9 protein-coding genes are annotated in these 13177 nt (G+C 45.3%); 1 reads left to right on the top strand and 8 read right to left on the bottom strand.

From position 1 onward, the window contains the following. Positions 1 to 18: 18 nt before the first annotated feature. The 6 genes from OH461_RS10275 to secA all read right to left on the bottom strand — a co-directional run bounded on the left by OH461_RS10275 (position 19) and on the right by secA (position 10063). The gene (locus OH461_RS10275; RefSeq protein WP_270020519.1) at positions 19 to 801 is read right to left on the bottom strand and encodes a TSUP family transporter; all 783 of its coding nucleotides are present in this window, start codon (positions 799 to 801) and stop codon (positions 19 to 21) included. A 155-nt stretch (positions 802 to 956) separates the two neighbouring features. Continuing rightward, positions 957 to 4187, bottom strand: coding sequence for a carbamoyl-phosphate synthase large subunit (gene carB / locus OH461_RS10270; protein ID WP_270020518.1), 3231 nt, complete (start codon positions 4185 to 4187; stop codon positions 957 to 959). Positions 4188 to 4203: 16 nt separating this feature from the next. After that, positions 4204 to 5343 carry a glutamine-hydrolyzing carbamoyl-phosphate synthase small subunit gene (gene carA / locus OH461_RS10265; protein WP_270020517.1) on the bottom strand — a complete coding sequence of 380 codons (1140 nt, stop codon included), beginning with the start codon at positions 5341 to 5343 and terminating at the stop codon, positions 4204 to 4206. A 480-nt stretch (positions 5344 to 5823) separates the two neighbouring features. After that, complete coding sequence (dapB, locus tag OH461_RS10260; RefSeq protein ID WP_270020516.1) at positions 5824 to 6633, bottom strand: 4-hydroxy-tetrahydrodipicolinate reductase; 810 nt, start codon at positions 6631 to 6633, stop codon at positions 5824 to 5826. Positions 6634 to 6760: 127 nt separating this feature from the next. Beyond that, positions 6761 to 7159, bottom strand: coding sequence for an 8-oxo-dGTP diphosphatase MutT (gene mutT, locus OH461_RS10255; RefSeq protein WP_270020515.1), 399 nt, complete (start codon positions 7157 to 7159; stop codon positions 6761 to 6763). Between the two features lie 177 nt (positions 7160 to 7336). Next, the gene (gene secA / locus OH461_RS10250; RefSeq protein WP_270020514.1) at positions 7337 to 10063 is read right to left on the bottom strand and encodes a preprotein translocase subunit SecA; all 2727 of its coding nucleotides are present in this window, start codon (positions 10061 to 10063) and stop codon (positions 7337 to 7339) included. A gap of 322 nt (positions 10064 to 10385) precedes the next feature. On the opposite strand from secA, the gene OH461_RS10245 reads away from it, so the two are divergent. Continuing rightward, the gene (locus OH461_RS10245) at positions 10386 to 10841 is read left to right on the top strand and encodes a DUF721 domain-containing protein (protein ID WP_270020513.1); all 456 of its coding nucleotides are present in this window, start codon (positions 10386 to 10388) and stop codon (positions 10839 to 10841) included. 74 nt (positions 10842 to 10915) lie between these two features. Here OH461_RS10245 and lpxC read toward each other — a convergent pair whose 3' ends face one another. Together lpxC and ftsZ are read right to left on the bottom strand one after the other, a co-directional pair. Next, positions 10916 to 11833: a UDP-3-O-acyl-N-acetylglucosamine deacetylase gene (lpxC, locus tag OH461_RS10240; protein WP_270020512.1), complete on the bottom strand. Its 918-nt coding sequence runs from the start codon at positions 11831 to 11833 to the stop codon at positions 10916 to 10918. 97 nt (positions 11834 to 11930) lie between these two features. Continuing rightward, positions 11931 to 13157, bottom strand: coding sequence for a cell division protein FtsZ (ftsZ, locus tag OH461_RS10235; RefSeq protein ID WP_270020511.1), 1227 nt, complete (start codon positions 13155 to 13157; stop codon positions 11931 to 11933). Positions 13158 to 13177: the final 20 nt, after the last annotated feature.

Below are 13177 nucleotides of genomic sequence, written 5' to 3'. Positions count from 1 at the left end.
ACCCCAACACTTATCGCTCTAACTTAACCAAATCATTATCGACGCTTGGTGCTGTTCCCAAAGTAGTTTACTTGCCATCAACATAGACATCACGATAACGAGAGGCTTAATCCATTTCTGTCCCTTGGTGACCACCACTTTCGCGCCTAGCTGCGCACCAATAAAGCCACCAACCGCCATGACTAAACCAACCTCCCAGACCGGTAAGCCTGCAAAAATAAAGAAAATAAGTGCGGAGATATTTGAAGTAAAATTTAAGATCTTCGTTCTAGCCGTTGCATCGACCAGCGAAAACTGACCTATTGCCACAAAGCAAACGGTAAAAATCGAACCGGTACCGGGGCCAAAGAAACCATCGTAAAAACCGACACCACCACCGACACACAAAGCAAAAGCACCTTGAGACAACTTAGCTACTCCTTGCCGAGATTGGGTCGATGGCGCAAGTAGAAAATACCCTGAAATCGCGATTAATAGCAGCGGGATCAAACTCGTGAGCACACTGGCATCAATATACTGAACCGCTTCTGCGCCAATAGCTGAGCCAATAAAGGTACACACAATCGCCAAACGCATCTCTTTTAAGCTGACGATACCATTACGAACAAAGTACCAACTGGCAGAAAAACTGCCAAATGAGCTTTGCAGCTTATTCGTCGCCAACGCTTGCGTAGGGCTCATTCCTGAAGCGAGCAATGCAGGTAAGGTCAACAACCCACCACCACCAGCCATTGCGTCAATAAAGCCGGCCGCCGTTGCGACAAAAAAGAGCATCAGCAGTAATTCTAACGTGACTTCCATGTGTTATCTCTTTGTCTATTATGGCTTCAGTATGCCACGAAAGCGTGCTACAGATGATTGAAATATTAATGCTTTTAGACAACACACCAATTAGTAACGCGCAACAAAAAGCCCGCTCATCTGAGCGGGCTTTGATTTTTGATAAAACGCTTAGCTTATGCTTCGTTTTGCTTCACTTTCGCGTGCAACTCTTGCACTGAAGTGACCGATGCACATGCATCAGCAGTGTGAGACATACAAGTTGCGAACGCTGCGTTTAGCGTTGTGGTGTAGTTCACTTTCTCTGCCAGTGCGCCGCGACGCAGAACTTTCGAATCCTCAATCGCTTGGCGGCCAGCAGCCGTATTCACGATGTAGGTGTATTCGTTGTTCTTGATGCGGTCAAGAATGTGTGGACGACCTTCGTGTACCTTGTTCACTAGACGAGGGTTGATGCCCGCTTCACCTAGAATAACTGCTGTACCGTGCGTCGCATCTAGCTGGTAACCAAGCTTAGTGAGCTTAGACGCAAGGTCAACAACACGCTGTTTATCACCTTCACGTACAGACAGTAGCGCTCGGCCACCTTCTGGGTAAACCTTGCCACAACCTAGTTCTGCTTTCGCGTAAGCTTCAGCGAATGTTGCACCAACACCCATAACCTCACCTGTTGAGCGCATTTCTGGGCCTAACAGTGGGTCAACACCTGGGAACTTGTTGAACGGTAGAACCACTTCTTTCACTGAGTAGTAAGGAGGAATAATCTCTTTAGTGAAGCCTTGTGACTCTAGAGATTGACCTGCCATTACACGCGCAGCAATTTTCGCTAGTGGTGCGCCTGTTGCTTTTGATACGAATGGCACCGTACGTGCAGCACGTGGGTTAACTTCAATTAGGTAAACCTTGTTGTCTTTAACCGCGAACTGCGTATTCATAAGACCACGAACACCCAGTTCGAATGCTAGCTTCTCAACTTGCTCACGCATCACATCTTGGATTTCTTGGCTTAGCGTGTAAGCAGGTAGAGAACATGCTGAGTCACCTGAGTGAACACCCGCTTGCTCGATGTGCTCCATGATACCACCGATGACTACTCGCTCACCGTCGCAGATTGCATCGATGTCCACTTCAACAGCGTCATCTAGGAAGCTATCTAGAAGTACTGGAGACTCGTTCGATACGCTGACTGCTTCGTTGAAGTAGCGACGTAAATCTTGCTCGTCGTATACGATTTCCATCGCACGACCACCCAATACATAAGATGGGCGAACAACCAGTGGGAAGCCGATTTCACGAGATTTCTCAACCGCTTGCTCAAGAGTCGTTACTGTCGCGTTTTCAGGCTGTAGAAGACCTAGACGGTCAACAGCTACTTGGAAACGCTCACGGTCTTCTGCACGGTCAATTGCATCTGGGCTAGTACCGATGATAGGCACGCCAGCAGCTTCAAGTGCGCGAGCCAGTTTAAGTGGTGTTTGACCACCATACTGAACGATAACGCCTTTTGGCTTCTCAACGCGTACGATTGAAAGTACGTCTTCCAGAGTTACTGGTTCAAAGTACAGACGGTCTGATGTGTCGTAGTCAGTAGAAACAGTCTCAGGGTTACAGTTAACCATGATAGTTTCAAAGCCATCTTCACGCAGTGCTAGTGAAGCGTGTACACAACAGTAGTCAAATTCGATACCTTGGCCGATACGGTTTGGACCGCCGCCAAGAACCATGATCTTGTCTTTGTCTGTTGGCTGCGCTTCACACTCTTCATCGTAAGATGAGTACATGTAAGCCGTATCAGAAGAGAACTCAGCCGCACACGTATCAACACGCTTGTAAACAGGGTGAATGTCGTACTGGTCACGTAGACGACGGATTTCGCTTTCAGACACACCTAGGATTGTTGATAGGCGAGCATCAGAGAAACCTTTACGCTTCATCTTGCGTAGAACATCTTGTGAAAGGCCAGCGAAACCGCCCGCTTTTACTTCGTTTTCTAGGTTAACTAGCTCTTCAATTTGAACTAGGAACCAACGGTCGATTTGCGTTAGGTTAAATACGCCATCGACTGACATACCCGCACGGAATGCGTCTGCGATGTACCAAATACGCTCTGCGCCAGCTTCTTTAAGCTCATGACGAATCTTAGTTAGAGCATCTGGTGCATCTAGGTCAACCATCTCATCAAAGCCATTCACACCAACTTCTAGGCCGCGAAGTGCTTTTTGTAGAGATTCTTGTTGGTTACGACCAATCGCCATAACCTCACCAACTGACTTCATCTGTGTGGTTAGACGGTCGTTAGCGCCAGCAAACTTCTCGAAGTTAAAACGAGGAATCTTAGTTACTACGTAGTCGATGGTTGGTTCGAACGATGCTGGAGTCGCACCGCCTGTAATGTCATTTTGTAGCTCATCTAGAGTGAAGCCAACTGCCAGTTTCGCTGCAATCTTCGCGATTGGGAAACCTGTTGCTTTAGAGGCTAGAGCAGAAGAGCGAGATACACGCGGGTTCATCTCGATGATAACCATACGGCCATCTTTCGGATTGATACCAAACTGTACGTTTGAACCACCTGTTTCAACACCGATTTCACGCAGTACCGCTAGCGAAGCATTACGCATCAGCTGGTATTCTTTGTCTGTTAGCGTTTGAGCAGGTGCAACTGTGATTGAGTCACCGGTGTGGATACCCATTGGGTCAAAGTTTTCAATCGCACATACGATGATACAGTTGTCCGCTTTGTCGCGAACCACTTCCATCTCGTACTCTTTCCAACCGATAAGTGATTCATCGATAAGAAGTTCGTTGGTAGGCGAAAGGTCTAGACCGCGGCGACAAATCTCTTCAAACTCTTCTTTGTTATAAGCGATACCACCACCGGTACCACCCATAGTAAATGAAGGGCGAATGATACATGGGAAGCCAACCATATCGAGAACTTTGTAAGCCTCTTCCATTGTCTTCGCAGTGTCTGCACGTGGACACTCAAGGCCGATAGACTTCATCGCTTTATCGAAGCGAGAACGGTCTTCTGCTTTATCGATAGCGTCTGCTGTCGCACCAATCATCTCAACGCCGAACTCTTCAAGTACGCCGTGCTTCTCTAGATCAAGTGCACAGTTAAGCGCTGTTTGGCCACCCATTGTCGGTAGTACCGCATCTGGGCGCTCTTTTTCAATGATCTTACGAACAACTTCCCACTGGATTGGCTCGATGTAAGTTGCATCAGCCATGTCTGGGTCAGTCATAATAGTCGCAGGGTTTGAGTTCACTAGGATAACTCGGTAACCCTCTTCACGCAGTGCTTTACATGCTTGTGCACCAGAGTAGTCAAACTCACATGCCTGACCGATAACAATCGGACCAGCACCAAGAATTAGAATACTTTGAATGTCAGTACGTTTTGGCATTATCTACTACTCCGAATTAAGCGCTGTGTTGTTTAATTAGTTCGATAAAGTGGTCAAATAGCGGTGCCGCGTCGTGTGGACCTGGGCTTGCTTCTGGGTGACCTTGGAAACTGAATGCTGGCTTATCTGTACGGTGGATACCTTGTAGAGAGCCATCAAACAGTGATACGTGAGTTGCACGTAGATTTTCTGGTAGCGTCTTCTCATCCGCAGCAAAACCGTGGTTTTGTGAAGTAATCATTACTACGTTGCGGTCTAGGTCTTTTACAGGGTGGTTTGCACCGTGGTGACCAAACTTCATTTTCACCGTTTGAGCGCCAGATGCTAGAGCCAGAATTTGGTGACCTAGACAGATACCAAAGATTGGTAGACCTTTTTCAAGGAATACTTTGGTCGCTTCAATTGCGTAAGTACACGGTTCTGGGTCACCAGGGCCGTTTGATAGGAACACGCCATCAGGGTTAAGTGCTAGCACTTCTTCTGCTGAAGTTTCAGCAGGAACAACGGTTAGGCGGCAGCCTCGGTCAACAAGCATTCGCAAGATGTTGCGTTTTGCACCGAAGTCGTAGGCAACGACGTGATATGGCAATTCGCTGTCTGCTTTCGCTTCAGGAAGTCCACCCTCAAGCGTCCACGAACCTTGTTTCCATTGATACGTCTCTTTTGTTGTAACTTCTTTCGCAAGATCCATACCTTTCAAGCCAGGGAATTCTTTTGCTTTAGCCAGAGCTAACGCTTCGTCTAAGTTGTTGCCAGCAACGATACAACCGTTTTGTGCGCCTTTCTCACGCAAAATACGAGTTAGTTTACGAGTATCGATGTCTGCAATGCCGACGATGTTTTGCGACTTGAGGTAATCAGAAAGGGATTGTTCATTACGGAAGTTAGAAGCGATAAGAGGGAGATCGCGAATCACAAGGCCTTGTGCATGAATTGAAGAAGATTCTTCGTCTTCGGAAGTGGTTCCGGTATTGCCAATGTGAGGATAAGTAAGAGTAACGATTTGCTGTGAATAGGAAGGATCAGTAAGGATTTCTTGGTACCCCGTCATCGAGGTATTGAAAACGACTTCACCAACGGATGAACCATCTGCGCCAATGGACACACCGCGGAACACTGTCCCATCTTCTAGGACTAACAGTGCTAATTTACTCAAGACAACCTCCAGAATAAAAATGCATAAATAATAATTTAATTTGCAACTTTGCCTTCCATTTCGCCATAAAAAAGCGTTTTTGGTATATTTAGACAAATTGGCGGTATTTTAATGAGGCTTGTGACGAGTGTCAATAAACATTGAGAAATAAATTGAATTTATAGAGAGTAAGACAAAAAAGAACAGTAAAGATGCCAAAAACACAACTTTATGAAGTTTAAAAGTACGATTTAAGGCTAATTTAATTAAATCCAACCAATATCGACTTCCATCTCATGCCATTTTTTTGAACAACAAAAAGCAAACGTTCAGCAACCAGAGAAAACCACAACTTTTAAGGCACTAAAAACAAAAACAACAAAAACACCCCATAAACAACAACAAAAAACATCTAAACTTGCGCATAAGTACGGGATTATTATCTAGGCAATATTCGATAGATACAAAAAGCGCCAGCCTTGGCTGACGCATAAATATGTATTAGAGGTCGTTTAATCCGAGTACATCGGTCATGGTATAAAACCCTGGGTCTTTACTGTCTAACCACACGGCGGCTTTAACAGCACCATTGGCAAAGGTCATTCGATCAGTCGCTTTGTGGGTTATCTCAACACGTTCACCAATGTCAGCAAACATTGCGGTGTGCTCACCTACGATGTCGCCTGCACGAATGGTCGCAAAGCCGATTTCATCTTTAGTACGTTCACCGGTAATGCCCTCACGAGCGTAAACTGCTACATCATTTAGTTCGTTGCCCATTGCACCTGCAATTGCTTCGCCCATACCAATTGCTGTTCCTGATGGCGCATCCACTTTATGGCGATGGTGCGCTTCAACAATCTCGATATCGCAATAGTCACCCATCACTTTCGCTGCCTTCTCTAGCAACTTAAATACTAGGTTAACGCCAACAGAGTAGTTTGGAGCCATTACCACAGGAACGTGCTGGGCTATCTCATCAATTTGTGCTCGTTCTTGATCAGTAAATCCGGTCGTACCTATCACAATGCTTTTGCCGTGAGCTTTACACAGTTCAAGATTAGCTAACGTACTTGCAGGGGCAGTAAAATCGATGATGACATCAAAGTTGTCGATTTCCTTGGCTAAGTCGTCACTTAAAAACACATCAAACTTGCCTTCTCCACATAGCTCACCGACGTCGACACCAATCAATGAAGATTCTGGTCGCTCAGATCCTGCGCCAACTTGTGAATCAGAATTTAGATAGGTCGCTTTGACTAGGTTTCGGCCCATTCGGCCTGCCGCTCCTGCGATTGCAATTCTTACCATTGCGCGATTTCTCCGTTATTTACTGTCGTAAGTGAATGATCTTCACTCAGCCAAAAAGATCTTATGCCTCTAAGTTACCAATAAACCGTTGTAGTGGCTAGCATTTTGAGACATAGATCAACATTATTTACGTAAATAGTTGGATCACACGTTCTAGAATTGGCACGTTCGCTTCTGGAAATTGATAACCAGAAAGCTGCTCAATCTTCACCCACTCGCCTTGCTGACCTTCACGGCCATAAGGCTTACCTTCAAATGCCGTCACCGAGATAAAATCAAATTTAAGTGATTTGTCTGGATAGTCATATTCCAAATGTTCAAACAGCGACTGCTCAGTGACAGTAATCCCAATCTCTTCATTAAGTTCACGAGTCATTGCTTGTTCAATGGTTTCATCCGCTTCCACTTTGCCACCCGGAAACTCCCAAAAGCCGCCTTTATGTTTGTCATCTGGTCGCTTAGTAATAAAAATCTCTGACTTATCTTGATTAAAGATAATTGCCGCAACGATATGAATACGTTTCATCGCTCTCTCTTCCCTATCGCTTTTGTATAGTTAAAAAAAGAGCCGCTTAAGCGACTCTTCATATTCTCATTTTCTTTATGAGGCTAAGTTGTAATGGTTGAGAACAAGGAGGCAACGCGGAATTTACTAGTGTAAATGAGCATTGCCAACACAGTTATCAGCCTTTACAACGACGCATCAGTCGATTTTGCCGTGACACTGCTTATACTTCTTACCACTACCACATGGGCAAGGCTCATTACGGCCAACTTTACGCTCTTCACGTACTACCGTTTGTGGACCTTGTGGTTGCTCTTCACCATCTGCTAACTGATTTTCTGCTGATGCGTGTTGTGCTTGAGCACGGCGAGCCGCTTCTTCTGCTTGCGCACGACGCTGAGCTTCCATGCGTTCAACTTCTTCTTGCTGTTGAACGCGTACACGTGAAAGTAGCATGATCACATCAGATTTCAGCGCTTCTAGTAGACCTTCGAATAGTTCAAACGACTCACGTTTGTACTCTTGTTTCGGGTTCTTCTGAGCGTAGCCACGTAGATGGATACCTTGACGTAGGTGATCCATTGCTGCTAGGTGCTCTTTCCAAAGCGTATCTAGCGTTTGTAGCATTACCGATTTCTCGAAGTTACGTAGAACCTGTTCGCCTACGATCTCTTCTTTCTCTTTGTAAACGGCTACCGCTGTTTCAAGGATCTTCTCACGCAGTGCTTCTTCGTACAGCTTGTCATCTTCTTCAAGCCATTGCTTCACTGGCGCATCTAAGTCGAAATCGTTTTTCAGACGATCTTGCAGACCTTCTACATCCCACATCTCTTCTAGAGATTGTGGTGGAATGTATTCATCAACCAATGCGTTGATCACGTCTGCACGGTTTTGCTCGATCATTTCACTGATGTCTTCAGCAACCATCAGTTCATCGCGCAATTCGTAAACCACTTTACGTTGGTCATTGGCAACGTCATCGTACTCAAGAAGCTGTTTACGAATATCGAAGTTACGACCTTCCACTTTACGTTGCGCTTTTTCAATTGAACGAGACAGCATTTTCGATTCGATAGCTTCACCTTCATCCATACCACTTTGGATAATGCTTGCCATGCGATCTGAAGTGAAGATACGTAGTAGAGAGTCTTCCATTGATAGGTAGAAACGAGAAGAACCTGCATCACCTTGACGACCAGAACGACCACGTAGCTGGTTATCGATACGACGAGATTCGTGACGCTCTGTACCGATAATGTGCAGACCGCCCGCTTCTAGTACTTGGTCATGAATCACTTTCCATTCTGCTTTAATCTGGTCGATTTGAGCTTGAGATGGGTTATCCAGTTTTTCAACCTGAGCTTGCCAGCTACCACCTAACACGATATCGGTACCACGACCTGCCATGTTAGTTGCAATAGTAACCGCACCCGGCGTACCCGCTTCCGCAACAATTTCCGCTTCTTTTTCGTGGAATTTGGCGTTAAGTACGTTGTGCTTAATCTTGGCTTTCTTCAGTGCGTTTGATAGCAGTTCAGATTTTTCAATCGATACTGTACCTACCAGTGAAGGCTGACCTTTCGCTACACGCTCTTTGATATCTTCAATGATTGCGTCAAATTTTTCAGCTTCAGTACGGTAGACAACGTCCGCCATATCATCACGAATCATAGGTTTGTTGGTTGGGATAACCACCGTTTCTAGACCGTAAATAGATTGGAATTCGAATGCTTCTGTATCTGCTGTACCTGTCATGCCAGACAGTTTTTCATAAAGACGGAAGAAGTTCTGGAAAGTAATCGATGCCAGTGTTTGGTTTTCGTTTTGGATCTTAACGCCTTCTTTCGCTTCAACCGCTTGGTGAAGACCTTCAGACCAACGACGACCCGGCATTGTACGGCCAGTATGCTCATCAACGATGACAACTTCACCTTCTTCATTAACGATGTAATCAACGTTAATTTCAAACAGAACGTGAGCACGAAGCGCTGCGTTTACGTGGTGCAGTAGGCTAATGTTCGTTGGAGAGTAAAGTGTGTCACCCTCTTCCATTAGGCCATTCTTAACCATCAGTTCTTCAACAAACTCTTGGCCTGTTTCAGTTAGGTAGACTTGCTTAGATTTCTCATCAACTGTGTAGTGACCGTCACCGCGGTACTCTTCAGAGTCTTCTTGTTCTTGCTTCTCTAGATGAGGAATCAACGTATTGATACGAACATAAAGCTCTGAACTATCTTCTGCAGGACCAGAGATAATAAGTGGCGTACGCGCTTCATCGATTAAGATTGAGTCAACTTCATCGACTACAGCAAAGAAACGAGCGCGTTGAACGCGGTCTTCTTCACGGAAGGCCATGTTGTCACGTAGATAATCGAAGCCAAATTCGTTGTTCGTGCCGTATAGAATGTCTGCTTGGTAAGCTTCTTTCTTAGCTTGAGGAGGCATGTTTGGTACGTTGACACCAACAGTCATACCTAGGAATTCGAATAGTGGGCGGTTGGTTTCCGCATCACGAGAAGCAAGGTAGTCGTTCACTGTTACGATGTGAACACCTTTACCTGGAAGTGCGTTTAGATATGCAGGCAACGTTGCTGTTAGCGTTTTACCTTCACCAGTACGCATCTCTGCGATTTGGCCTGCGTTTAGAACCATACCACCAATAAGCTGAACATCGAAATGACGCATGCCGTACACACGTTTTGATGCTTCGCGAACAGTTGCAAATGCTTCTGGTAGGAGTTTGTCTAGTGTTTCACCCTGCTCTAGGCGCTGACGGAATTCCACCGTTTTCGCTTTCAGTTCTTCATCTGAAAGTGCTTCAAACGTTGGTTCGTAATTATTAATTTCTTTTACAATTTTTCTAAGGCGACGCAAAGTACGATCGTTGCGACTGCCAATTACCTTTGTCAGTAGCTTAGTTATCATTTTGTATGAATCTCTCTATCATTCGATCGGGCACGATCAATTCTTAATGCCTTCAGTCTCTATCAGTTTTGAACTAAGAATACTGAGATAAATCATTTATCCCAAGATATTGTGGTGAGAACTTAGATTTTCAAGGCTGTAGCTAGTTTAAGTGGCAAATAGTTTAAGGAATTTTATCACTAACGACCAATCTATAAGTGATTTGTTTGAAGCACTTGTGATTTTTTGTCATTGATTGGCGTAAGTTTATCCGTATTTGCCTCTATCACTTAGTAACGGCATTGACTAAAATAGGGCTAAGCATTCAATACTAGGCACAATTATGAGAGATCATCGCCCCACTTTGGGCAACGATATCATCGCCGAATCCCATTTTTCTAAGCTGCAGCAACACGCTCAAGAAATCATGACGATCAATAAGATCTTGAAAGAGATCTTACCTAAGTCAGCGGTCAACCATTGCCGCGCGGCAAACGTTCGTGATGGTCAATTAGTACTCGAAGTCGCCAGTGCTGCGATCAAAATGACGCTCAATTATGATCGATTGAATATTCTCAACCAACTAAGATCCAACGGATTTGCAGGGCTGATTGCTATCGACGTACAGATCAATCCTGAGTTGTATAAAGTAAACACCAACCCTCGACAAGCCGAAGCTAAAAAGCGCGACCCTATTTCAGAGACGGCAGCGGATTATTTAAAGATGATTGCGTCAGGTGCATCACCAAAAGTGAAAGCGCGTTTGGAAAGCCTAGCGAAACTGGCGAATAAAGAATAGTTTTTCAGTAGCAGCAAAATTCAGACATAAAAAAACCAGACGTTAAGTCTGGTTTTTTTGATTCTATTCGATACTTAAGCCATCACGAGACTGGGATCGGCAAACGCCACCGGAGACGTCTCTTCTTCTTCGAAAGTAACCCATTCCCACGCTTCTTGATCAGCAAGTACTGCACGAAGAAGTTGGTTATTTAGTCCATGGCCAGATTTGTATGCTCGGAATTCACCGATGATTGGGTGACCACACATGTACAAGTCACCAATCGCATCGAGTACTTTATGAGTTACGAATTCATTATCAAAACGAAGGCCTTCTTCGTTAAGAATTCGGTAATCATCCAGTACGATTGCACAGTCAAAGCTACCACCTAAACATAGGTTTTGAGATTGAAGATACTCGATGTCGCGCATGAAGCCAAAGGTACGAGCACGAGAGATCTCTTTTACAAAACCTTGCGAAGAGAAATCAAACAGCATGCGTTGCTCATCTGATTCGATCGCTGGGTGACTGAAGTCAATTTCAAAGTCCATACGGAAACCGTTAAATGGTACAAATTCTGCCCATTTATCTTCGTCTTCAAAACGAACTGGTTTCTTAATACGGATAAAACGTTTCGCTGCGTTTTGCTCTTCGATACCTGCTTGTTGTAGCAAGTAAACGAATGGGCTTGCACTGCCATCCATGATTGGAATTTCAGGTGCGTCGACTTCAACGATTACGTTGTCGATACCCATACCTGCTAGCGCCGCATTAAGGTGCTCAACAGTTGAAATTCTCACGCCTTGGTCGTTAATCAATGCAGTACAAAGCATTGTATCGCGAACTGATTCAGGATCCGCCGGAAAATCGACAGGTGGATTAAGGTCGGTACGACGATAAATAACACCTGTATTTGCGGCAGCTGGGCGAAGAGTCAAAGTTACTTTACGACCAGAGTGTAAGCCTACACCCGTCGTTTTCACTATTTCTTTCAGAGTACGTTGTCTGATCATCTACTTGCCTCAGTATTAGTGCTACAAATCACGGTCCGATGAGTTCATCGGCCGCGAATCGTACCACATTTTAGAACCATGTCAAATTTTGACGCAATTAGTCAGCTTGACGACGTAGAAACGCTGGAATATCTAAGTACCCATCTTTTTCTACTTTTGGCGCCGCACTTTGGCTACTGCCTGCTGTACTCGCTGACGAAGAAGTTGCCGGCTGAGAAGCCACTTGGGGTTTCTCTTGCAATGTTTGTGCCGGTTTCTCTTCTACTTTCACCGCTGCTGGTTGCTGTGCTGCCGGTTGTGACTGAGGTTGTGCCACAGGTGCAACTTTTGCTTTACCGCCTGCTACTAGCGTAATGTCAGGTTTCTTCTCATTGCCGATGCCAGTTGCAACTACTGTTACACGGATTTCATCAGCCATGTCTGGGTCTAGAGAAGTACCGATAACTACTGTTGCGTTATCCGAAGCGAAGGCTTTCACTGTGTTACCTACCGTTTCGAATTCATCTAGACGCATGTCCATGCCCGCTGTGATGTTTACAAGCACACCGCGCGCACCTGCTAGGTCGATGTCTTCTAGAAGTGGGCTAGAGATAGCCATCTCTGCCGCTTCTTCAGCTCGGTCTTCACCTTTAGCAACACCGCTGCCCATCATAGCGTGACCCATCTCCGACATTACTGTGCGTACGTCTGCAAAGTCGACGTTGATCATGCCAGGGCGAGTGATTAGCTCTGCAATACCTTGAACTGCGTTCTTAAGTACATCGTTCGCACTTGCAAAGGCTTCTAACAAAGTGATGCCGCGACCTAGTACTTTCAGTAGCTTCTCGTTCGGGATAGTGATCAGAGAGTCAACGTGTTTAGATAACTCTTCAATACCTTGCTCCGCAAACGCTAGACGCTTTTTACCTTCAAAGCTAAATGGCTTAGTTACAACAGCTACAGTAAGAATACCTAGCTCTTTAGCCACTTCAGCAATTACAGGGGCAGCACCAGTACCAGTACCGCCACCCATACCCGCTGCGATAAATACCATATCGGCACCAGCGAGTTCTTCTTTAATTCTATCTCGATCTTCGAGAGCAGCGTCACGTCCTACTTGAGGATTTGCACCTGCACCTAGACCTTTTGTCATATCACCGCCAATTTGGATGACGCTGTTGACGCTTGTCTTACGCAGTGCTTGCGCATCAGTATTGATACTGATGAATTCCACACCTTCAATGGATTCGCGTACCATGTGCTCAACGGCATTACCGCCGCCGCCACCAACACCAACGACCTTAATTACTGCGTCGTCAGACATTTCCATCATCGGTTCAAACATGTGTTATCTCCGTTTTTCCT

The sequence above is a fragment of the Vibrio sp. LaRot3 genome (assembly GCF_027587025.1).
GTDB lineage: Bacteria > Pseudomonadota > Gammaproteobacteria > Enterobacterales > Vibrionaceae > Vibrio.
Note: the sequence above shows the minus strand (reverse complement) of the source record. Positions and strands in the feature narration are given on the sequence as shown.